Source organism: Microbispora sp. CA-135349, assembly GCF_050947365.1.
Taxonomy (GTDB): Bacteria; Actinomycetota; Actinomycetes; order Streptosporangiales; family Streptosporangiaceae; genus Microbispora.
The window spans coordinates 1,931,320-1,952,506 of record NZ_CP192001.1 but is presented as its reverse complement, the minus strand read 5'-3'; the positions used below and the strand labels follow the sequence as shown (position 1 = coordinate 1,952,506).

The window sequence follows — 21,187 nt, the reverse complement described above, 5'->3', positions numbered from 1 at the left end:
AACGATCATCGCGACGGCAGGAGGACCGGGTGGGCGAAGGGTCGGCGGACGGGTTCGGCGAGGAGCACCGTCCCAAGCTCGACACGAGCGTGCCGCACTCGGCACGCATCTGGAACTACTTCCTGGGCGGCAAGGACCACTTCACGGTCGACCGCGAGCTCGGCGCCCAGATCCGGGAGGCGTACCCCGGCATCGTCGACATCGCCCGGCAGTCGCGCGGCTTCCTCGGCCGGGCCGTACGGCACCTGGCGGGCGCGGAGGGCATCCGGCAGTTCCTCGACATCGGCACCGGCCTGCCGACCGCCGACAACACCCACCAGGTGGCCCAGCGGGTGGCGCCGGAGTCCCGGATCGTGTACGTCGACAACGACCCCCTGGTGCTGGTGCACGCCAACGCCCTGCTGACCAGCAGCCCGCCCGGCGTGACCGACTACATCGAGGCCGACGTGCGCGAGCCGGACAAGATCCTGGAAGCCGCGTCGAAGACGCTCGACTTCGGCGAGCCCGTGGCGCTCATGCTGCTGGGGATCATGGGCCAGGTGCTCGACGACGAGGAGGCGTACGGGATCGTGCGTCACCTCCTGGACGCCCTGCCGTCCGGCAGTCATCTGGTGTTCGAGGACGGCACGAAGGTCGTCCTGCCGGAGGCGGCCGACGAGGCCGAGCGCATCCGCGCCGAGGGAGGCGACCCCTACCGGCTGCGGACGCCCGAGCAGATCGCGCGCTTCTTCGACGGTCTCACGCTGCTGGAGCCGGGAGTGGTGTCGGTGTCGCGGTGGCGGCTCGAACCCAGCACGTTCGGGGAGGCGCCGGAGGTCGACGCGCTGTGCGGCGTCGCCCGCAAGCCCTGACCTCCGTCGCGGCCCGGCCCTCCGATCTCCCCATACTGGAGCGTGGACTCCGGCCCGCCGCTGCGTGACATCGGCTGTTTCGCCGTCGTCGCCCGGCATCTCAGTTTCTCCCGCGCCGCCGCCGAGCTGGGCGTCTCCCAGCCCGCCGCGAGCCAGGCCGTCGGCCGTCTCGAGCGCACGCTCGGGGTCCGCCTTTTCGAGCGGACCAGCCGGGAGGTCCGCCTGTCGCCGGCCGGCACGGCGCTGCTGCCGTACGCCGAGGCGTTGCTGGAGTCCGCGGCCGCCTTCTCGGCCGAGGCGAGGCGGCTCGCCGCGCCGGAGGGCGCCGCTGTCCGCCTGGCCTATCCTCCGCCGGCCGGCGGCCTCGCCGCACGGATCGCCCGCCGGATGGCGCACAGAGATCCCCCGGCCGAGGTGCGGCTGCGCCCGGCCGGCCGGGCCGCCGCCCTGGCGGCCCTCGCCGGCGGCGAGGTGGCCGCGGCCATCCTCGCCGCGCCCTTTCCGCGGGAGCTGACCACCGCCGCCCGTTTCCACGTGCCGGTCGGCCATCTGGCCGTACCGGCCGGTGACCCGCTCGCCGGTCTGCCCCGCCTGCAGCCCGAGCGGCTGGCGCGGCACCGCGTCCTGGTGCCGCGCGAGCGCCCGCCCGGCGGGATGTGGGCGCGGCTCGCCGCCCGCGTCGGTCCGCACCGGCAGCACGTGGTGGCCGACGAGATCGACGACTTCGCCGCCGCGCTCGACCTGGTCGCGGCCGGCGTCGGCCTGCTGCCCACTCCCTCCCTGGTCGTGACGTCCGTACGCAGGGACGATGTCGCCTTCGTCCCCCTCGACGCGGGCGACCTCCACCTGACGTACGCGCTCGCGTGGCGGGACGAACGGCTCTCGCCCGGATCGACGGCCTTGATGGCACTGGTGCGGACGGCACAGGAGTGCCTGTGGACGAGGTAGCCGCGGGCTCCCCACGGTGATCTGCGAGAAAGTTTCACGCGGTCCCCGGGGCGGGACACTCCGCGACCGGGGAAAAGCGGCAGGTGGCCGGTGCGTCGCCACTCGTTTGCCGACGCGATGTCTGATTAGCTGACAGAGAATTACTTGAACACTTGACTATGAGCGCCGCCATGAGCATTCTTGGTTGTACGCCGCCCCGCGTATTCACCGCCGAATAAGCGAGGCCGGCACGCATGGTTCACCGGCGAACCGTCGAAGCCAACAGCGAAGACGCTGCTCATTTGAGGCTTTGACCAGCACTTCTGGGTCTTTTGCCCGCATGCCCGCGCGGCCTCCTGCCGTCGGGCGTCCAATTCGCCGACAATGTGAGCCACGGAACCATGGAAATGACGGCCGATTTACCATGCCCTGACTTCGAATAGGCGACGGCCAGAGTTTTCCGTTTCCCTTCCGCCGGATCCGGATTTTCCGGCGCGTTCTCATCGGCCGGCGGTTCGCACCCGCGTACGCGGCGCGGCCTGCCCGGCAGGCACGACAAGAAGGTGATCATATGAAAACGGACCAGATCCGCGGACCAGTCCTCTCGCTCTTCCGCATCGTGACGGGGCTGCTGTTCGTCTGCCACGGAGCGGCGACGATCTTCGGTGTGCTGGGCGGCAGCCGCGGAACCGGCCAGGCCATGGCGTTCGGCACGTGGCCGGGCTGGTGGGCGGCGGCCATCCAGCTGATCTTCGGGACGCTCGTCCTCGTCGGGCTGCTCACCCGCGTCAGCGCACTGCTCTGCTCGGGCTCGATGGCGTACGCGTACTTCACGGTCCACGCGCCGCAGAACCTGTTCCCGATCCAGAACGGCGGTGAGGCGGCGGCCATGTTCTGCTGGTCGTTCTTCCTCATCGCGGTCTTCGGGCCCGGTGCCTGGGCTCTGGACACGCTGATCCACCGCATGCGCCACCACGAGGTCGAGACGTACGCGCCCGCGCCGGCATAGCCACCACGCCGCCGCCCGTAGGGCGAACTCGAGCGCCGGGTTCGGCACGACCCGCGCGTGTGCCGCCTCGCGGCCGGGACCTGCCTCATCGCCGGAGGCAGGTCCCACGCGTGCCGACGTGAACCTGATCGGCCCCTCGTCCGACTGTGCATGGTGACGGGAGGACGAGATGAACGACGAGCTACTGGTGGTGCGCGCCCAACTCGGCGCTGTCCCGCGCCAGGCGCGTCCGGGCGGTGACGTCGCTGCTGTCCGGTCTTTCCGGCACGGCGTTCATGACCGCCCTGTGGAGAGGCGAGCCCGGTCCGCTGCCCGGCGGCACGCAGGTGGTGTTCGCCCTTCTCATCGTGGCCTGCCTGGCCTGGGCGGGCTACGGCGGATGGCTGCTCATGTGCCGGGTGCCGCTGTTCGCCACCGACCGGGTGGTCGCCGCGTGGATCGCCCTGGCCTCCTCACTCGCCACCACCGCGGTCCTGGCCACGCCGGCAGTCCGGCGCGGCACCGGTCTCGGCCCGGTACTGGCGGTCGGAGGGCTGTTCGTGACGACCGCACTGGTGCTGGCCGTGCTCGCCCACGCCCGCCGGGCGGCGCTGCTGCACCGTGCACGTGAACTGACGCGTCCGCCCACGTCCGGGAACTGACTTCGACGAGACGATGGACGGTTGCGATGGCACACAATCCGAAACTCATCCGCGCCGTCCGCTCGGCAGGACGGCGCTGCCCGTGGTGACCCTGGTCGTCGCCGGAGGCCCCGGCGGGTCCGCTCATGCCGGCGCTCCGAACACCGCGCCGAACTGAAAGTTTCAGCTCCGCGACGTGCCCCCGGCCGCCCTGACCTGGGCGTACGGCTCCGTGACCGGAGCGTGCTTGGATCGCGCCACCTCGCGTACGCACCATCCGGGCGGGAGCCCTCCCGAGATCGTCCCGCCCGTTTCCGGGCCGGCACCGCACAGCCGGGGCCGGTCCGTCGTCCTATCCGAGGGGCACGTGATGCGACTACCGCGACGGCTGCTGAGCGCGAGCACGGCGGCGGCACTGGCCGGCGCCCTGCTGGCCGTCACCTCGACTTCCACCCCCGTCTCGGCAGCGAGCTTCAACTACGGCGAGGCGCTGCAGAAGTCGTTCCTGTTCTACGAGGCGCAGGAGTCGGGCCACCTGCCGTCCACCAACCGGGTGACCTGGCGGGCCGACTCGACCGTCAACGACGGGAAGTCCGCCGGGGTGGACCTGTCGGGCGGCTTCTACGACGCGGGCGACCACATCAAGTTCGGCTTCCCGATGGCGGCCATGACCACCACCCTGGCCTGGGGCGGCGCGGACTACCGGGCGTCCTACGAACGCTCGGGCCAGTTGCCCTATCTGCTGAACACGCTGCGGCAGTCGAACGACTACTTCATCCACGCCCATCCAGAGCCGAACGTCCTGTACGTCCAGGTCGGCGACGGCGGCGAGGACCATTCCTACTGGGGGGCGCCGGAAACCGTCGAGGCCAAGGGCCACAAACGGCCGGTGTACAAGATCACCGCGTCGTGCCCGGGCACCGACGTCGCGGCCGAGACCGCCGCCGCGATGGCGGCCTCGTCCGTCGTCTTCCGGCAGACCGACCCGTCGTACGCCGACACGCTGCTCACCCACGCCAAGCAGCTGTTCACGTTCGCCGACACGACCAAGGGCACGAACGGCCGCGACACGGCGTACGTCAACTGCGTCAGCGCGGCGCAGGGCTTCTACAACTCCACCGGCGAGGGCGGCCAGGTCGAGGGCGCCACGAAGATGTACTGGGACGAGCTGGCCTGGGCCTCCGTCTGGCTCTACCGGGCCACCGGCACCGCGAGCTACCTCGACCGGGCGCGCGAGTTCTACCCGAAGATGGGCACCCAGGAGGACCCGGGCAGCAACGGGCAGCAGGTGCCGGTCTTCAACTTCGGCTTCGGCTGGAACGACAAGCAGTACGCCGTCTACGAGCAGATGGCCGAGCTGACCGGCGAGCAGAAGTACAAGAACGACGTCCAGCGCTACCTCGACTACTGGACCGTCGGATACAAGGGCAAGAAGGGCACGATCACCCCGGGTGGCCTGGCCTACATCTTCTACTGGGCGTCGCTGCGCATGGCCGCCAACACCGCCTTCGTCGCGATGAGGTACGCCGACTTCCTCGGCTCGGGCGACCCGCTCTACGCGCGCTACCACGACTTCGGCAAACGGCAGGTCGACTACGCGCTGGGCGATAATCCCCGTCATTCCAGCTACATGATCGGCTTCGGGACCAACCCGCCGCGCAACCCGCACCACCGCGGCGCGCACGGCTCCTGGACCAACGCCGGCCCTGACGGCGAGCCCGCCGTCAGCAGGCACATCCTGTACGGCGCGCTGGTCGGCGGCCCGGACGGCGCCGACGCCTACACCGACAGCCGCGGCGACTACGTCAAGAACGAGGTCGCGCTCGACTTCAACTCCGGGATCACCAGCTCGCTCGCCGTCCTCTACGGCACGTACGGCGGCTCGCCCCTGGCCACGCTGCCGCGAGAGACCCCCGACGGCCCCGAGTTCTACCTGGAGCCGACCATCACCCACACGACCAGGGAGACGGCGGCCAAGACCTTCGTGATCAACAAGTCGGCCTGGCCGGCGACCGTGCTCGACAAGGCGAAGTTCCGCTACTACTTCACGCTCGACGGCTCGACGACGGCGAGCCAGGTCACGGTGAGCACGTCCTACACGCAGTGCAAGCAGCCCACCGGGCCGCACCTGCTGGAGGGGCGCACCTACTACGCCGAGGTCGACTGCACCGGGACGCTCATCTTCCCCGGCGGCCAGTCCGAGTTCCGCCGCGAGGTGCAGCTCCGCATCGGCGTGGCCGACGGCGCGACGTGGGACCCCTCCAACGACTGGTCGGCCAAGGGCGCCGACCACATGACCCTGTACGGCAACGACGGCCGTCTCATCTGGGGCACGGCGCCCGGCGCCGAGCCCTCGCCCGGTGTCTCGCCGTCGATCTCCCCCTCGGCGTCCCCGTCGGCGTCCCCGTCGGCGTCCCCGTCCGCCTCGCCGTCCCCCTCACCCAGCCCGTCCCCGTCGCCCAGCCCGTCCCCGTCGCCCGCGGTGTCGCCGTCTTCCTCGCCGAACGGCGGGTGCACGGTGACGTACGCGGCCAACGACTGGGGCGGCGGGTTCACCGCGACCGTCACGATCGCCAACACCGGCACCACCGCGATCAACGGCTGGACCCTGAAGTTCGCCTTCCCCGGCACCCAGAAGATCAGCCCACCCGGCTGGTCGGCCACCTGGACCCAGACCGGAACCAACGTCACCGCCGTCAACCTCGACTGGAACCGCACCATCAACCCCGGCCAGTCCACCCAGATCGGCTTCCAGGGCACCTACACCGGCGCCAACCCCAAGCCCGCCGCCTTCACCCTCAACGGCACCACCTGCTCCTGAGATGAGGCCTCCGATGAGACTGCTGTCCCTGGGCGGGGTGGCCGCGGTGCTGGCCGCCCTGCTCGTGCCCGGCTCCACGCCCGCGCAGGCCGCGGGGTCGTACAACTACACCGAGGCCCTGCAGAAGTCGATCTACTTCTACGAGGCGCAGCAGTCGGGCAGGAAGCCCGGCTGGAGCCGCGTCGAATGGCGCGGCGACCGCACGCTGAACGACGGCAAGACGGCCGGTGTGGACCTGTCCGGCGGCTGGTACGACGCGGGCGACCACGTCAAGTTCGGCTTCCCGATGGCGTTCACCACGACGATGCTGGCGTGGGGACTGGTCGAGAACCGGTCCGGGTACGGCACGCAGCTCACGCCGATGCTGAACAACCTGAAATGGGCCACCGACTACCTGATCGCCGCCCACCCCGAACCGGAGACGTTGTACGTCCAGGTGGGCGACGGCAGTGTGGACCACGCGTACTGGGGTCCGCCCGAGGTGATCGACATCAAGGGCATGGCGCGGCCCGTCTACAAGATCACGCCGACCTGCAAGGGCACCGACGTCGTCGCGGAGACGGCCGCCGCGATGGCGGCCTCGGCCATGGCCTTCCGGCAGACCGACGCGGCGTACGCGGACACGCTGCTGACCCACGCCAAGCAGCTGTTCACGTTCGCCGACACGACCAAGGGCACGAACGGCCAGGACACGGCGTACACGAGTTGCGTGCCGGGCATCTCCGGCTACTACAACTCCACCTGGGAGGGCGCCGCCGACCACCCGGGCGCGACCAAGATGTACTGGGACGAGCTGGCCTGGGCGGCCGTGTGGCTCTACCGGGCCACCGGCACGGGAAGCTACCTGGACAAGGCCCGCGAGTTCTACCCGAAGATGGGCGGCGAGCCCGACGTGGGCCAGGGCGCGGGCGGCACCACCGTGCCCGCGTACACCTTCGGGCTGGGGTGGAACGACAAGGAGTACGGCGTCTACGCCCTGATGGCGACGCTCACCGGAGAGCAGAAGTACGCCGACGACGTCCGGCGGTACCTCGACTACTGGACGGCCGGATACAAGGGCAAGAAGGGACCGGTCACCCCAGGCGGCCTGGCGTACATCTTCAACTGGGCCTCGCTGCGCATGGCGTTGAACACCGCCTGGGTGGCCCTGGTCTACGCCGACCACCTCGGGCCTGACGACCCGCTCTACGCCCGCTATCACGACTTCGCGAAGCGGCAGGTCGACTACGCGCTCGGGGACAATCCCCGCCACTCCAGCTACATGGTCGGCTTCGGCTCCAACCCGCCGACGCACGTCCACCACCGCGCGGCCAGCGGCCAGTACCTCGGCTACATGAGCGACACCACCGGACCGAATCTGCACGTCCTGTACGGCGCGCTCGCCGGCGGCCCGGACCAGACCGACGCCTACACCGACAGCCGCACGGACTACGTCCGCAACGAGGTGGCCATCGACTACAACTCCGGCATCACCAACGTGCTCGCGCGGTTCGCAAAGGAGTACGGCGGGACGCCGGTGGCGGACTTCCCCGCGCCGGAGGAGAAGTACCAGGAGATCCGCGCCGAGACCGGCAACGTCTACACCGGCGCGGACGGCACGTCCATGACCGTCACGATCACCAACACGTCGAACTGGCCGCCGCGCGTCCTGCAGGCCGGCAAGGCGCGTTACTACTTCACGCTCGACGGCGCCACCTCGATCTCCCAGGTGAAGGTCACCGGCGGCGACAGCAACGGCTGCGCGGTCAGCGGGCCGACGTCCGCCGGGGACCGCACCTACTACGCCGAGGTGGACTGCACGGGCAAGCCGATCTACCCCGGCGACGCCCAGCTCTACAAGCGGGGCACGCAGCTGCGGATCTCGGTGCCGAACGGCGCGACCTGGGACCCGGCCAACGACTGGTCGGCGTCAGCTGCCTCTCACGTGCCGGTGTACGACGGGAACACGCTGGTCTGGGGCACCCCGCCGGAGGGCACGGCCAGCCCCTCGCCGTCCCCCAGCCCATCACCCTCCCCCAGCCCATCACCCTCCCCCAGCCCCTCGCCGTCATCCTCGCCGTCTCCGGTGGACACCACGCCGCCGAGCACGCCCACCGGACTGTGGGTCTGCGGCGCCGACTTCGCGAACGCGGTGCCGATGTGCTGGACGGCCTCGACCGACGACGTCGGAGTCACGGGCTATGACGTGTATATGAAGCAGGGCACGGGCTTCGTCAAGATCGGCTCATCGACCACGCCCCTATACGTCGCGGAGAGACTGGTCGCCGGCACGAGCTACACCTTCTACGTCGTGGCGCGGGACGCCGCGGGCAACACCAGCCAGCCCTCGGCCACGCTCACCGCGACCGCCCAGACCGGGCTGCCGACATCCAGCCCCTCGCCCAGCCCGTCCCCGTCTCCCAGCCCGTCCCCGTCGCCCGCGGTGTCGCCGTCTTCCTCGCCGAACGGCGGGTGCACGGTGACGTACGCGGCCAACGACTGGGGCGGCGGGTTCACCACGACCGTCACGATCACCAACACCGGCACCACCGCGATCAACGGCTGGACCCTGAAGTTCGCCTTCCCCGGCACCCAGAAGATCAGCCCACCCGGCTGGTCGGCCACCTGGACCCAGACCGGAACCAACGTCACCGCCGTCAACCTCGACTGGAACCGCACCATCAACCCCGGCCAGTCCACCCAGATCGGCTTCCAGGGCACCTACACCGGCGCCAACCCCAAGCCCGCCGCCTTCACCCTCAACGGCACCACCTGCTCCTGATCCCGCCGACGGCCCGGCGCGTCCTCCGGCGCGGCGGGCCGCCCCAATCGGAAAGGTGAACCACATGCCCGTTAAGGGTCTTCGACCGGTCGCCGCGATCCTGGGCGCCGGCCTCGCGCTCGCCGCGACCACCGCGGCCGCCGCGGACACCACCCCGCCCGGCGCTCCGGGAACACTGTTCAACTGCCCGCTGCCCGCCGCGCCCGGGTCGGGTCTCGGCGTCGGCGTGTCGCTGTGCTGGGGCGCCGCGACCGACGACGTCGGCGTGACCGGCTACGACGTCCAGATCAAGCAGGACGGCGTTTTCACGGCCGTCCGTACGACGACCGGCACGGGTTCCATCGTCAGCGGACTCACCCTCGGGCAGTCGTACACGTTCCGGATCGTCGCCAGGGACGCGGCGGGGAACGCGGGCCCGCCGTCCAACGAGCTGACGGCGAGTGCGAACCATCTCAGCGGCATGCCCCCGTCGAGTCCTCCGCCCAGCCCGTCCCCGATCGACCGGACCCCGCCGACCCGTCCCGAGGGGCTGGGGCCCTACAGCGTCCACGTCGACGGCGCCGCGGGCCTGACCTGGACGAAGTCCACCGACGACGTCGCAGTCTCCGGCTACGACGTGTACGCCTGGATCGACGGCGCCTTCACCCGGGTGCCGGCCGAGGTCTCCGCACAGACCGACGACAAGGTCCTCGCGATCGTGGGCGACCTCACCCCCGGGCGCGACTACCTGTTCTACGTGGTGGCGAAGGACGCGGCGGGCCACCTCAGCGCGCCCTCCGACCTGGTCCGCCAGCGGGCCATGGTCGAGCCTCCCACCGCCAGCCCGAGCCCCGGGACCGACACCACTCCGCCCGGAACACCGACCGGTCTGAGCGCCGACGGCGGCCTGCCCATACCCGGCGGGATCTTCCTGTCCTGGAACACCGTCTCCGACAACAGCGGCGTCCCGCCCCGTTATGACCTGTTCCGGCGGACCGACCACGGCTACGCCTACGAGGGCGAGAACGTGACCCCCCGCGACATCGTCACCGGCCTCGAAGGCGGTAAGTCGTACACCTTCCAGGTCGTGGCCCGCGACACCGCCGGCAACCTCAGCAACCCCTCCGCTCCGTACACCGCCGTCGCGCAGCCCGGGGGAACGTCCTCGCCCAGCCCGTCCCCCGTCAACGCATGCAAGGTGACGTACGCGCCCATTACCTGGGGCGGCGGGTTCACCACGACCGTCACGATCACCAACACCGGCGCCACCGCGATCAACGGCTGGACCCTGAAGTTCGCCTTCCCCGGCACCCAGAAGATCACCCCGCCCGGCTGGTCGGCCACCTGGACCCAGACCGGAGCGAACGTCACCGCCGTCAACCTCGACTGGAACAAGACCATCAACCCCGGCCAGTCCACCCAGATCGGCTTCCAGGGCACCTACACCGGCGCCAACTTCCCGCCGCCCGTCTTCCTTCTCAACGGCACCACCTGCTCATAACGTCGACCCGCGGCCCGGCCGTCCTACGCGGACGCGCCGGGCCGCCCCGTACGAGAGGTGGACGACATGCCCCTGCACAGTCTTCGTACGATCGTCGCGCTGCGCACCGCCGGCACGCATGCCTGGCCCGGCAGCTTCCTGGCCGAGGTGACGCTCACCAACACCGGAACGACCGCCATCGACGGATGGAAGCCGGCCTTCTCCTTTCCGCTCGCCACCAGCGAATCACCAGCGGCTTCAGCGCCAAGTGGACGCAGACCGGCAGCGACGTCACCGCCGAGAGCTTCTCCTGGAACAAGGTCCTCAAGCCCGGCCAGTCGATCTACATGGGCTTCGACGCCCTCCAGACGGAAGGCGACCCCGCGCCGACCGCCTTCACTCTGAACGGCACCACCTGCTCGTGATCCCTCTCACGAACGGCCCGGCGTGCGCCGATGCGCCGCGCCACCCAATAGGAAGGTGAATCACATGCACGTCAACGGTCTCCGTACCGCCGCCGCCCTCCTGAGTGCAGGGCTCGCGCTCGCCGCGGCGGCGACACCCGCGGCCGCCCGCGTGGCGCGGGCCGAACCCGCGGACACCACCGCACCCACGGCCCCGCCGTGGATCTCGATCTGCCCGCCCCCGGTGCCCACGCCCCAGTCGAGCCCGAGCTCGCTCCTTCCCAGTCCCAAGACCACCCCCACCTTCCCCACTCCCAAAGCCAGCCCGAGCTCCCTCCTCCCCAGCCCCAAGACCACCCCCACCTTCCCCACCCCCAAAGCCAGCCCGAGCTCCCTCCTCCCCAGCCCCAAGACCACCCCCACCTTCCCCACCCCCAAAGCCGCCGTACCGCTGTGCTGGGGCCGCGCGCTCGACGACGTGGGCGTCGTGAGCTACGACGTGCAGATGAAGCAGGACGGCGCGTTCGTCACGATTCAGAGCACCACCTACACCGGCGTCTCGATTGGATCTCTCGTCAGCGGGCAGAGCTACACGTTCCGGGTCATCGCCAAGGACGCGGCGGGGAACGCGAGCCCGCCGTCGGCCGAGTACACCGCGGTCGCGACGGTCTACACCGGAACGGCGTCCCCCAGCCCTTCGCCGACACCCGACCAGACCCCGCCCACGCGTCCCGAAGGCGTGCAGCCGTACTCCGCCTACGTCAACGGCGCGGCCGGTCTTACCTGGACGAAGTCCACCGACAACGTCGCAGTCTCCGGGTACGACGTGTACGTCTGGATCGACGGCGCCTTCACCCGCGTGAACCCAAGCTTCTCCCCCTCCGGCGACACCGTCGTCGCGGTCGTGGGCGACCTCACCCCCGGACGCGACTACCTGTTCTACGTCGTGGCGAAGGACGCCGCGGGCAACCTCAGCGCGCCCTCCGACCTGGTCCGCCAGCGCGCGATGGTCGAGCCGCCCGCCGCCAGCCCGAGCCCCGGGACCGGGACCGACACCACTCCGCCCGGCACACCGACCGGGCTGACCGTCATGGGCGGCATCTCCGTGCCCAACGGGATCGCCCTGGCATGGAACACGGTCAGCGACAACAGCGGCGTCCCGCCCCGTTACGACCTGTTCCGGCAGACCGACCACGGCTACGCCTACGAGGGTGAGAACGCCACCCCCCGCGACATCGTCACCGGCCTCGAAGGCGGTCACTCGTACACCTTCCAGGTCGTCGCCCGCGACACCGCCGGCAACCTGAGCGCCCCCTCTGCGCCCTATGCGGCCGTCGCGCAGGCATTGCCCCCGGCTCCTTACTGCGACGTCTCCTACAGCACCCAGACCTGGCCCAGCGCCTTCAACGCCAACGTGAAGCTGACCAACACCGGCAGCACCGACATCGACGGATGGAAGCTGGCCTTCTCCTTCCCGCTCACCACCCAGCAGGTCGCCTCCGGCTTCAACGCCAAGTGGACGCAGACCGGCAGGGACGTCACCGCCGAGAACCTCGTCTGGGACAAGACCATCAAGCCCGGCCAGTCGTTCTACATCGGCTTCAACGGCAAACAGTCGGCCGGCAACCCCTCCCCGACCGCCTTCACCCTCAACGGCCACACCTGCACGATTTCCTGACCGTCCCCGGCGGCCCGCCCGCGCCCTCCGGGACGCGCCGGGCCGCCGGTGGCCGCGACACCACCCTCCCGCACCGTCATCAACGGATGACGAAAGGAGCAGGACGTCTCCGCGTGGCAGGACGCCGTCGGGGTGCATTCTGGTCGGGCGGCAGGACGGAACCAGTACAAACCTGCAATGTGGAGGTGATTGTGTGATCGCTTCCACACCATGCCTGGAAGAAGTCAAAGGAGCAGGCCGATGGACATGACGCGGGCACTGCCCCTGGAGAGTCAGTGGGACCTCCTGGACGAGTACGGCTTGAACGCCTGCTTCGATGCGGCCTGGATCGACACGGAGGACGTGGAAGAAGTCGTTCGGCGCTTCCGCGCGGAACCAAGCTCCGGAATTCCTTGTGATCTCGACAGGGCATGCCGCCTGGCTCAAGATCGCGGACAGGACAGCCTGGTGTGGATCGGGGCGCACTCGCCGGGCTGGTCTGTCGCGCTCACCCTGGGCGGCGCTTTCACATTGCGAGAGGAGGCCAGTGCGGGAGGAAGGATCATCATCGAATATTGGCATATGGCCGAGCTGGGCGAGATAGGCGATGAGGCAATCACCTATTACCAGGACGGGGAGTACATGGGCACAGTGGGGACGGAAGGGTTTCAGGAATACGTACGCGATCTGGACGCCCACACCTACACCGACTTCCAGGAGGAGGTGGAGATGTACCTCATCTGCGCGGGACGGGTCACAGGCCGTTTTCTCGACCATGACTGGTTCGCGACGCCGCGTGTTCTTTACCGCGTTCCCAGGGGAGCATGGCCTCGGCGGTGAGTTCGATGTCACAGGAGAGAACCATCCCTTCGTCCGCCTGACCACCGTGGCTGCGGTTGCTCCGGATCTCGTGGTTGCCTGGGATGATGGCGGGATGACCGACGCGCTGCCCGGCCTTGACCCCCTCGAGCCCGCGCCTGCCGTCCCGCCACGGCGGGCCGCGGGTTACGAGATCGAGGACGAGCTGCGCGCCGCCGGTGCGGTCCACGTCGCGGGCGTGGACGAGGTCGGACGCGGCGCCTGGGCCGGGCCGGTCGTCGTCTGCGCGGCCGTCACCGCCTTCGGCCCGCCGCCCGAGCTGCCGGGCCGCGGGGAGCGCACGGTCCGGCTGACCGATTCGAAACTGCTCGGCCCGGCCCAGCGGGAGGCGTTCGCCGCAATTCTGCCGGGCTGGCTCGCCTGTCACGCGTACGGCGAGTCGAGCCCGGAGGAAATCGACGAGGCCGGCATGACCGAGGCCCTGCACCGCGCCGCGTGCCGCGCACTGGAGGCCCTGCCGCTGCGGCCCGACGTGGTGCTCCTCGACGGCGCGCACGACTTCCTCGGGCGGCCGTGGCGGGTGCGGTGCGAGGTCAAGGCCGACCAGCGCTCGGTGTCGGTGGCCGCCGCGTCGGTGCTGGCCAAGGTGCACCGTGACCGGCTGATGGCGGAGATCGGCGAGGAGCACCCCGCGTACGGCTTCGCCGCCAACGCGGGCTACCCCTCGCCCGTCCACCAGTCGGCCCTCGCGGAGCTGGGGCCGACGCCGCACCACCGGCTGTCGTGGTCCTACCTGGACGATCTCCCTCAGTGGCGGCATCTGCGCAAGCACCGCGACCCGCTCGCCGGCTCCGGCCAGATGACCCTCCTGTGACGCCCGTCCCGTCGGCGTTCACAACGAGTAGTCCCGGCGCTGGGCGTCACGTCTTCACGTCGAAGGGCAGGTTCTTGAAGGGCGCGTGGTCGGGCCAGGTGTCCTCGTCGAGCCTGCCCAGGGTGTAGCCCTCTTGCAGCAGCCGGCTCACGAAGTAGCGCGCGATGATGGCGTACACCGCCTCGGTCGGGTGCGCCAGGTCGCTGGTCGTGATGCGCCTGCGCATGTCGGCCGGCACCGGGTCCTGCGCCGGCTCGGGGTGGAGGCCCGGGTTGTAGAAGGGGCGCACTCCCTTTTCCTGGGCCTTCTTGGACAGCTTCCAGGCGTCCAGGTTCGCGCTGACGTAGTCCATCCACGCGCTCATCCGCACGAGGTGGACCTGCCCCTGCTTGGGCGCGGCCGGCCCGTCCGGCCACTTGTCCACGAGGCTCTCGAGCATGTCGTTGTAGCGCCGGATGACGGGCTCGATCGACTGCGCCTGGGAGATGAACGTGGGGTCTCCGAGGCCCTCCATGAACCGGATGGCGTTGTAGACGCTCGGCAGGTCGATCAGGATGAAGTGGTTGTCATTCCTTCTGGCGACGCTGGGCTTGCGGCCCTTGTCGCCGGGCTCTGTGTTGATCAGCTCGACCAGGGACTGGATCTCCGCCACGGCCGGAAAGACTCCGACGCCCTTCACGAGATCGTTCGGGTAGGTCGTGCTCCATGACAGCCACGATTCGTACTCGTGCGTGCCCGGCACGCTCTTCGTCTTGGCCGGGTCGTAGTCGGGGCGCAGCGCCGTCACGAAGTCGTTGAGCCCGATCCAGATGACGTGCATCGTCGGGCCGCCGAACGACTTGCCCAGCATCTCGCGTTGCGTGATGTAGTCCTCCACCTGACCTCTGAGGTAGGTGAGGGCTCCGAACTTGGGCGCCCAGTCGGTGGTGACGATGGAGCCGCCCATCGCGTAGTTGACGTATTTGATCTCCGGCAGTTTCTCCTTCTTCTCCTCCTCCTCGTCCTCCTTCTCCTTGCCCTTACCCTTCCCCTTGGCCTTCCGCTCGTTTTCCAGCATCTGGAGGTATTCGTCCAGATCCAGTGGGGGCTTCGGCTGGACCGGCCTGTCCCAGGACTCGACCCCGAGGACGGAGTAGCCCGACAGAGTGCGGTAGTTGGTGGACTTGCTGATCGCCAGGTCGCGGTTTCCCCACATGAGCGTCTCGCCGGTGGACCACTCGACGACGAAGTCGGTCCAGTTCTTCCCGTCGCTGAAGCGGCCCGTTTCGTTCACGCGCATCGCGCGGGAGAGCCGGCCGAGCTCTCCGGTGGGCCACAGCCATTTGTTGCCGATGTCGGACATGCTGTCGCCGAGAATTACGAGGTTCTTGATGTCGACCATTGTCTCCCCAGGGCTGGAGGATCATTGCCGCTGAACCGTGCGGAGACATCTCCCGGGCGCCTACGTGAGACCGGACGACATCCGTATCAGGCTCCACATGATGTCTCGTGCCCACACCTTAAGGTCTGAATTCACGAATGAATAGACACGGGACGACATCAGGACGAGATATCCAAGCCTGACCTAATTTTTCTTTTTTCCGGTAATGCGTACCCTGGTTGCGCATATGTCAGATATGCGCCGCATTTCCTACTTACTGCCGGGCGATGTCGCCCGGGATCAGGCCCATGCCGTCCGGGACGGCCGCGGGATCGGAGCCCACGTGGAGCGGCTTGTTGTCCCGGTCGACGAAGACGACTCGGGGCTTCAACTCCTTGATCTTCTCCTCGGCGACCAGCGCGTACGCGATGATGATCACAAGGTCGCCGACCGAGATGAGCCGGGCGGCGGCGCCGTTGATGCCGATGACGCCGGAGCCCGCCGGGCCCTCGATTACGTACGTGGACAGGCGGTTGCCGTTGTCGATGTCGACGATGTCGACCTTCTCACCCTCGACGAGGTCGGCCTCGGCCATGAGGTCCGCGTCGATCGTCACCGAGCCGACGTAGTGCAGATCGGCCTGCGTGACGGTGGCGCGGTGGATCTTCGACTTCATCAGCGTGCGGAACATGATCTCCCACCGGGGTGCGGACGGCCCTCCTCACGAGCGCCCTCGATGGTATGTCACACGTCCGACCGGCAGGACCTCGGCCCGTCGACGGCGGCCTTCAGCGACCAGTGGCCGCCGCGGCCGGGCGCCGGAGCCGCCCGGCCACGACGGCCATGACGGCGAAGGCCACGGCCGTGCAGCCGATCTGCGCGAGGGCGGTGGAGGTGGGCACGAAGGGCAGATCACCCAGGTCGCCGAGGGCCGCCGCGGGCACGAACAGGCACAGCGCTGCCCGCCGTCCGACGGCCGAGCGGCACGCGTACCCCGCCGCCAGCGCTACCACGACCAGCCACGGCACGGGTTTCCAGGCCACGACGTCCTGATAGACGGTCACATCCACCCAGCGCACGAGAGCCTTGGCGGCGGTCAGCCCTGCCAGTGCGAGCAGTCCCCACACGAGCAAGGCACGCCGGGGGATGCGGGTGATCGCACGGTGCGCCGCGGGAACGAAGGCGATGGCGATCGCCGCCACCTTCGCCAGCAGGACGAAAGCATGGTTCGGCAGCAACAGCGTGCCCGGAGCCAGCAGGTGCGGGTGGGCGGCCTGGTACAGCACGAACGCGACCGCGCCGAGCGCGGCGATCCACCGGTGGCCGAGCCGGACGGCCAGCGCGGGCAGAGCCGCGGCCGCGATGTCCTCGGCCAGAAAACGGATCGTGACCGACTGCGCCAGCACCGGGACGCCCACGGTGTGCACCGCCCGGCTCGTGGTCAACAGCTCGGTCGCCAGCGCGTCGGCCAGCATCAGGAACGGCCACAGTGCCACGGCGAGCGCCAGACCGTCCCGCCACGCGGGCACGGAGATCGGGCCGAAGGCCCGCCGGACGTGCACGCGCAGGGCGCCCCACAGCAGATCGGCGACGTCCGCCGGGTGCGGCCGGGTCTGCCCGGGACGGGTCCCGGCCATGAGCACGCCGATCATCTCCTCCTCGTGCCGGGCGAGGTGATCGCGCGGGTAGCAGGCCAGGAGTCGCCGATACCGGGATTCGAGCGGGCTCATGCCGCGCCTCCCTGTCCGGCGACGCGCAGGCGCGCGACGGCCGCTGTCGCATGCCTGTGCATCCGCTCGGCCTCCGCCGCCAGCCTGGCCGCGCCGTCGCCGGTCAGCCTGTAGTAGCGCCGCAGCCTGCCCTCCACAATCTCCTCCCGGTCCTCGGCGATGAGACCTTCCGACAGGAGGCGGTCGATGGCGGCGTACAGGGTGCCGGCCCGCAGGCGAACCTGTCCGCCGGAGACGCGTTCCACGTCGGCGATGACGCCGTACCCGTGCTGCGGACCGGCGGCGAGCGCGGTCAGGATCAGGAAGCTGGGCTCCTGCATTTGCCTCATATGATCAATATATATCGATGATCTATATAAGGCAACGAGCACGCGGAGTCAGGCCGGGGCGGCCTCCCCGGGTGTGACGTACTCGACCGACGCGTCGAGCAGCCACTCCGCGACGTACGCGGCGAAGGACGAGCGCACCAGCAGGCGGAAGCCGTCCTCACCGGCGACCAGGACGGCTCCCGCCCTGGCCAGCATGGTCTGGGCGCACCGGCCCGGGCCGAACACCCGGGGGTGCAGATCGAGCGCGCAGCCGTGGGCCAGCACGTCCCGTGCCCGCTCCCCCGCGACCACGAAGGCGGTGCGCTGGGCCGACACGTCGACGACCGAGACGTGCTCGCCGGCCGCCGCCTCCCCGATCCGGTCCACGAGGTCGCGCGCGGCGCCGCCGGGGCCGATCACCAGCCACTCGTCGGGCCCCAGCCACAGCACCTCCAGGCCGCCGCCGCCCGCGGCGGTGCCGGGCTCCACGGGCAGTGGCACCCCGGCCGCCGTCCCGATCCGCTCCGCCGCCGGGCTCTTGGGGTCCACCCGGAGGTTGATCTGGGTCAGGAAGGGGATCTCGGCCAGGCGCAGGCCGCCGCCCGCGCTCGCCGCCTCGAACCTCGCCGCGAACGCCGCGGCCGGGCTCCTGCGCTCAGCCGTCGGCACTGCCGTGGTCTCAGCCAACGACTCAGCCATCGCGGCGCGCTCCTTCCGGGTCGTACAGGACGTGAGAGGTCACGGTGACGGGCACCAGGTCCGCCCCGACCGGCGCGTACAGCCGTTCGCCGACCCGCTCGCGCCCGCCGCTCACCAGCGCGAGCGCGAACGTACGGCCCAGCGCGGCGCTGCGGTAGCTGGAGGTGACGAAGCCGAGCGTCGGGACCGGAGGCTCGGGCAGCTCCGAGGTCTCCACGAGATGGGCGCCCTCGGGCAGCAACACGGCGGGGTCCTCCGGCAGCAGGCCGACCAGGTGCTTGCGGTCGGCCCGGGAGGTGTCCGCCCGGGCGAAGGACCGCTTGCCGACGAAGTCGGCCTTCTTCTTCGAGACGATCCACTCCATGCCGAGGTCCTGCGGGGTGACCGTGCCGTCGGTGTCCTGGCCGACGATCGGGAATCCCTTCTCGGCACGCAGCACGTGCATGGTCTCGGTGCCGTACGGCGTGACCTCGCCGGACGCCATGACCGCCTCCCACAGGGCGAGCCCGAACCAGGAGGACACGTTGATCTCGTAGGCCAGTTCCCCCGAGAAGCTGATCCGGCAGACCCGCGCCGGGATCCCGGCGACCTCGGCGTCCCGCCAGGTCATGAACGGGAAACTGTCGTTGCCGACCGCGAGGCCCGGCGCGAGCCGCGCCAGCACCTCACGGGAACGCGGCCCGGCGAGCGCCACGGTCGCCCACTGCTCGGTCACCGAGGTGCAGTGGACCCGCAGGTCCGGCCACTCGGTCTGCAGCCACTCCTCCATCCAGTCGAGCACGGCCGCCGCGTTGCCCGTGGTCGTGGTGACGAGGTAGTGGTCGTCCGCCAGCCGGATGACGGTGCCGTCGTCGAAGACCATGCCGTCGGGGCGGCACATCACGCCGTAGCGGATCGAGCCGACCTTGAGCGTGCTCACCATGTTCGTGTAGAGCCGGTCGAGGAGCACGGCCGTGTCGGGGCCGATCACGTCGATCTTCCCGAGTGTGGAGGCGTCCATCGCGCCCACGTTCTCCCGTACGGCGGCGCACTCCCTGAGAACGGCGGTCTCCATGTCCTCGCCCGGCCGGGGGTAGTACCAGGGCCGCTTCCACTGGCCGACGTTCTCGAACAGCGCCCCGCGCGCCACGTGCCACTCGTGCATCGCGGTGACGCGCACCGGGTCGTGCAGCGGCCCCCGGTCGCGGCCCGCCAGCGCGGCGAACGAGACCGGCGTATACGGCGCGCGGAACGTCGTGGTCCCGAGCTCGGCGACGTCGACACCGAGCGCGTGCGCCACAATGCCGCTGGTCAGCAGCCCGGACGTCTTGCCCTGGTCGTGTGCCGTGCCGGCCGTGGTGTAGCGCTTGACGTGCTCCACCGAAGTGAGGCCCGCGCCGACCGCGCGCAGCACCTCTCCCACGGTGACGTCCCGCTGCAGGTCCACGAAGTGCGTGCGGTAGTCAGCGTCCTTTCCGCGGGCCTCGACGAGCCACAGGTGCTCGGCGGGCGCGGCGGCGGGCTCCTCCTCGGCCGCCGGCACAGATATCTCGGACGGCACGGCGCTGTCAGAAGGCACGGGGAACCCGGCCGCGGCCAGCGCGCGGCGGCCCGCCTCGGCGCCGTCCTCCAGGCAGGCCCGCAGCGTACGGACACCCCTGGCGAACCCGGCAACCTCGACCGCCTGGCGGGTCTCGCCGGGCGTGAACGCGCCCAGCTCCTCGTCGTAGCGCAGCGTGCCCCCGGCCTGGCTGAACAGGTGCACCACCGGCGACCAGCCGCCCGACACGAGCAGCAGGTCGGCGGGGATCTCCCGCACACCGCCACCCGCACCCTGTGTTTCCGAGCGGAGGGCGACCTCGACCGAGGAAACCTCGCCCTCGCCCTTCGCGGCGGTGACCACGTGGCCGGTCAGGACCTCGATGCCGCGCGCGGCGCAGCGGCCGGCCCACGCCTCGCCGGGCGCCCGCCGTACGTCGGCGATCGCGGCGATCTCGACGCCGGCGCCGTCGAGGTCGAGCGCCGCGGCGTACGCGCTGTCGTTGGTGGTGAACACGACCGCCCGGCGTCCGGGCAGGACGCGGTGGCGGTTCGCGTACGTGCGGGCCGCACCGGCCAGCATCACGCCAGGCAGGTCGTTCCCGGCGAACGCGACGAACCGCTCGTGGCCGCCGGTCGCCAGCACCACGCGCTTCGCGCGGACGCGCCAGACGCGCTCGCGCGCCATGCCGACGGGCGCCTGGGCGCCCAGGTGGTTCGTCCGGCGCTCCACCGCGATGACGTAGTTGTCGTCGTAGTGGCCGAGGACCGTGGTGCGGCGCAGCACCCGCACCTCCGGCAGGGCGGCCAGCGCGGCGGCCTCCCCGGCCGCCCACTCACGGCCCGGCCTGCCGTCGAGCGTCTCGGTCGTGCCGAGCAGGCTGCCGCCCGGCTCGGGCCTCTCGTCGGCGAGGATCACCCGGGCGCCGGCCCGCGCGGCCACGCCCGCGGCGGCGATCCCGGCCGGTCCCGCGCCGACCACGAGCACGTCGCAGTGCGCGTGCACCGCGTCGTAGCGCGCCGGGTCGGGGCGGTCGGCCAGCCTGCCCTGTCCCGGCAGGCCCGTGGCCACCAGGCCGTCGTACAGCTCGACGGTCGTCGCCTGGAGCATGGGCTCGGGAAAGGGCTCCTCGATCTGGACGAGCGCGTTCGGCTCCTCGCTGCCCGCGGCGTACACGCCGCGCGGACGGCCGAGCTTGATGCTGCTCGCCACCGCGCGCACGCCGTTGGCCAGCAGCGCCGAGGCCAGCGTGTCGCCCTCAAGGCCCTCGTAGTCCCGGCCGTCGAACCGGAAGCGCAGCGTCTTCCCCGTCGCCCCCTCCCGGCGGTACGGCTGCGCTCCGCTCATTCGCTCGCCGGCCCTGCTGGTT

The 21,187-nt window shown here is 70.4% G+C and carries 17 protein-coding genes and 1 pseudogene; 12 read left to right on the top strand and 6 right to left on the bottom strand.

What is annotated here, in order from left to right; genetic code table 11:
* Positions 1 to 29 precede the first annotated feature (29 nt).
* The 12 genes and pseudogenes from ACQPZZ_RS09390 (at position 30) to ACQPZZ_RS09335 (ending at position 14,202) form a co-directional block, all read left to right on the top strand.
* Positions 30 to 851 carry an SAM-dependent methyltransferase gene (locus ACQPZZ_RS09390; protein WP_432930786.1) on the top strand — a complete coding sequence of 274 codons (822 nt, stop codon included), beginning with the start codon at positions 30 to 32 and terminating at the stop codon, positions 849 to 851.
* A gap of 42 nt (positions 852 to 893) precedes the next feature.
* Positions 894 to 1,799, top strand: a complete 906-nt coding sequence (locus ACQPZZ_RS09385) for a LysR family transcriptional regulator (RefSeq protein WP_432930784.1) — start codon at positions 894 to 896, stop codon at positions 1,797 to 1,799.
* Between the two features lie 550 nt (positions 1,800 to 2,349).
* Positions 2,350 to 2,787, top strand: coding sequence for a DoxX family protein (locus ACQPZZ_RS09380; RefSeq protein WP_432930782.1), 438 nt, complete (start codon positions 2,350 to 2,352; stop codon positions 2,785 to 2,787).
* A gap of 236 nt (positions 2,788 to 3,023) precedes the next feature.
* The gene (locus tag ACQPZZ_RS09375) at positions 3,024 to 3,428 is read left to right on the top strand and encodes a hypothetical protein (protein ID WP_432930780.1); all 405 of its coding nucleotides are present in this window, start codon (positions 3,024 to 3,026) and stop codon (positions 3,426 to 3,428) included.
* A 349-nt stretch (positions 3,429 to 3,777) separates the two neighbouring features.
* Positions 3,778 to 6,228: a glycoside hydrolase family 9 protein gene (locus ACQPZZ_RS09370; RefSeq protein ID WP_432930778.1), complete on the top strand. Its 2,451-nt coding sequence runs from the start codon at positions 3,778 to 3,780 to the stop codon at positions 6,226 to 6,228.
* A 13-nt stretch (positions 6,229 to 6,241) separates the two neighbouring features.
* Positions 6,242 to 8,989, top strand: a complete 2,748-nt coding sequence (locus ACQPZZ_RS09365; protein WP_432930776.1) for a glycoside hydrolase family 9 protein — start codon at positions 6,242 to 6,244, stop codon at positions 8,987 to 8,989.
* 64 nt (positions 8,990 to 9,053) lie between these two features.
* Entirely contained in the window at positions 9,054 to 10,469 is a 1,416-nt protein-coding gene (locus ACQPZZ_RS09360) for a cellulose binding domain-containing protein (RefSeq protein WP_432930774.1), read from the top strand.
* Positions 10,470 to 10,535: 66 nt separating this feature from the next.
* Positions 10,536 to 10,637: pseudogene (locus ACQPZZ_RS09355) on the top strand (hypothetical protein); the annotation flags it as partial.
* 17 nt (positions 10,638 to 10,654) lie between these two features.
* Positions 10,655 to 10,873: a cellulose binding domain-containing protein gene (locus ACQPZZ_RS09350; RefSeq protein WP_432930772.1), complete on the top strand. Its 219-nt coding sequence runs from the start codon at positions 10,655 to 10,657 to the stop codon at positions 10,871 to 10,873.
* Between the two features lie 64 nt (positions 10,874 to 10,937).
* Positions 10,938 to 12,530: a cellulose binding domain-containing protein gene (locus ACQPZZ_RS09345; protein ID WP_432930770.1), complete on the top strand. Its 1,593-nt coding sequence runs from the start codon at positions 10,938 to 10,940 to the stop codon at positions 12,528 to 12,530.
* Positions 12,531 to 12,770: 240 nt separating this feature from the next.
* Complete coding sequence (locus tag ACQPZZ_RS09340; RefSeq protein ID WP_432930768.1) at positions 12,771 to 13,349, top strand: hypothetical protein; 579 nt, start codon at positions 12,771 to 12,773, stop codon at positions 13,347 to 13,349.
* Between the two features lie 94 nt (positions 13,350 to 13,443).
* On the top strand, positions 13,444 to 14,202 hold the full coding sequence (locus tag ACQPZZ_RS09335; protein ID WP_432930766.1) for a ribonuclease HII: 759 nt from the start codon (positions 13,444 to 13,446) through the stop codon (positions 14,200 to 14,202).
* 46 nt (positions 14,203 to 14,248) lie between these two features.
* On the opposite strand, the gene ACQPZZ_RS09330 is transcribed toward ACQPZZ_RS09335, so the two are convergent.
* From ACQPZZ_RS09330 to ACQPZZ_RS09305, 6 genes are all read right to left on the bottom strand, one after another.
* Positions 14,249 to 15,583 (bottom strand): hypothetical protein, encoded by a 1,335-nt coding sequence (locus tag ACQPZZ_RS09330; RefSeq protein ID WP_432930764.1) that lies wholly within the window; start codon positions 15,581 to 15,583, stop codon positions 14,249 to 14,251.
* 253 nt (positions 15,584 to 15,836) lie between these two features.
* Positions 15,837 to 16,253 carry an aspartate 1-decarboxylase gene (gene panD, locus ACQPZZ_RS09325; RefSeq protein WP_363647083.1) on the bottom strand — a complete coding sequence of 139 codons (417 nt, stop codon included), beginning with the start codon at positions 16,251 to 16,253 and terminating at the stop codon, positions 15,837 to 15,839.
* A 97-nt stretch (positions 16,254 to 16,350) separates the two neighbouring features.
* A complete protein-coding gene (locus tag ACQPZZ_RS09320) occupies positions 16,351 to 17,292 on the bottom strand; it encodes a hypothetical protein (RefSeq protein ID WP_432930762.1) in 942 nt (313 codons plus the stop codon).
* Complete coding sequence (locus ACQPZZ_RS09315; RefSeq protein ID WP_432930760.1) at positions 17,289 to 17,621, bottom strand: PadR family transcriptional regulator; 333 nt, start codon at positions 17,619 to 17,621, stop codon at positions 17,289 to 17,291. Before ACQPZZ_RS09315 ends, ACQPZZ_RS09320 begins: the two co-directional genes overlap by 4 nt.
* 48 nt (positions 17,622 to 17,669) lie before the next feature.
* Entirely contained in the window at positions 17,670 to 18,299 is a 630-nt protein-coding gene (locus ACQPZZ_RS09310; RefSeq protein ID WP_432930758.1) for a sarcosine oxidase subunit gamma, read from the bottom strand.
* Entirely contained in the window at positions 18,292 to 21,165 is a 2,874-nt protein-coding gene (locus ACQPZZ_RS09305) for a 2Fe-2S iron-sulfur cluster-binding protein (RefSeq protein ID WP_432934320.1), read from the bottom strand. The genes ACQPZZ_RS09310 and ACQPZZ_RS09305 overlap by 8 nt, the downstream gene beginning before the upstream one ends.
* Between the last annotated feature and the right edge of the window lie 22 nt (positions 21,166 to 21,187).

Bases quoted from the DNA above. Each gene is read 5' to 3' on its own strand.
- ACQPZZ_RS09380 (WP_432930782.1), top strand. From the start codon at position 2,350: ATGAAAACGGACCAGATCCGCGGACCAGTCCTCTCGCTCTTCCGCATC.
- ACQPZZ_RS09370 (WP_432930778.1), top strand. From the start codon at position 3,778: ATGCGACTACCGCGACGGCTGCTGAGCGCGAGCACGGCGGCGGCACTG.
- ACQPZZ_RS09365 (WP_432930776.1), top strand. From the start codon at position 6,242: ATGAGACTGCTGTCCCTGGGCGGGGTGGCCGCGGTGCTGGCCGCCCTG.
- ACQPZZ_RS09360 (WP_432930774.1), top strand. From the start codon at position 9,054: ATGCCCGTTAAGGGTCTTCGACCGGTCGCCGCGATCCTGGGCGCCGGC.
- ACQPZZ_RS09350 (WP_432930772.1), top strand. From the start codon at position 10,655: ATGGAAGCCGGCCTTCTCCTTTCCGCTCGCCACCAGCGAATCACCAGC.
- ACQPZZ_RS09345 (WP_432930770.1), top strand. From the start codon at position 10,938: ATGCACGTCAACGGTCTCCGTACCGCCGCCGCCCTCCTGAGTGCAGGG.
- ACQPZZ_RS09340 (WP_432930768.1), top strand. From the start codon at position 12,771: ATGGACATGACGCGGGCACTGCCCCTGGAGAGTCAGTGGGACCTCCTG.
- ACQPZZ_RS09335 (WP_432930766.1), top strand. From the start codon at position 13,444: ATGACCGACGCGCTGCCCGGCCTTGACCCCCTCGAGCCCGCGCCTGCC.
- ACQPZZ_RS09330 (WP_432930764.1), bottom strand. From the start codon at position 15,583: ATGGTCGACATCAAGAACCTCGTAATTCTCGGCGACAGCATGTCCGAC.
- panD (WP_363647083.1), bottom strand. From the start codon at position 16,253: ATGTTCCGCACGCTGATGAAGTCGAAGATCCACCGCGCCACCGTCACG.
- ACQPZZ_RS09320 (WP_432930762.1), bottom strand. From the start codon at position 17,292: ATGAGCCCGCTCGAATCCCGGTATCGGCGACTCCTGGCCTGCTACCCG.
- ACQPZZ_RS09315 (WP_432930760.1), bottom strand. From the start codon at position 17,621: ATGAGGCAAATGCAGGAGCCCAGCTTCCTGATCCTGACCGCGCTCGCC.
- ACQPZZ_RS09310 (WP_432930758.1), bottom strand. From the start codon at position 18,299: ATGGCTGAGTCGTTGGCTGAGACCACGGCAGTGCCGACGGCTGAGCGC.
- ACQPZZ_RS09305 (WP_432934320.1), bottom strand. From the start codon at position 21,165: ATGAGCGGAGCGCAGCCGTACCGCCGGGAGGGGGCGACGGGGAAGACG.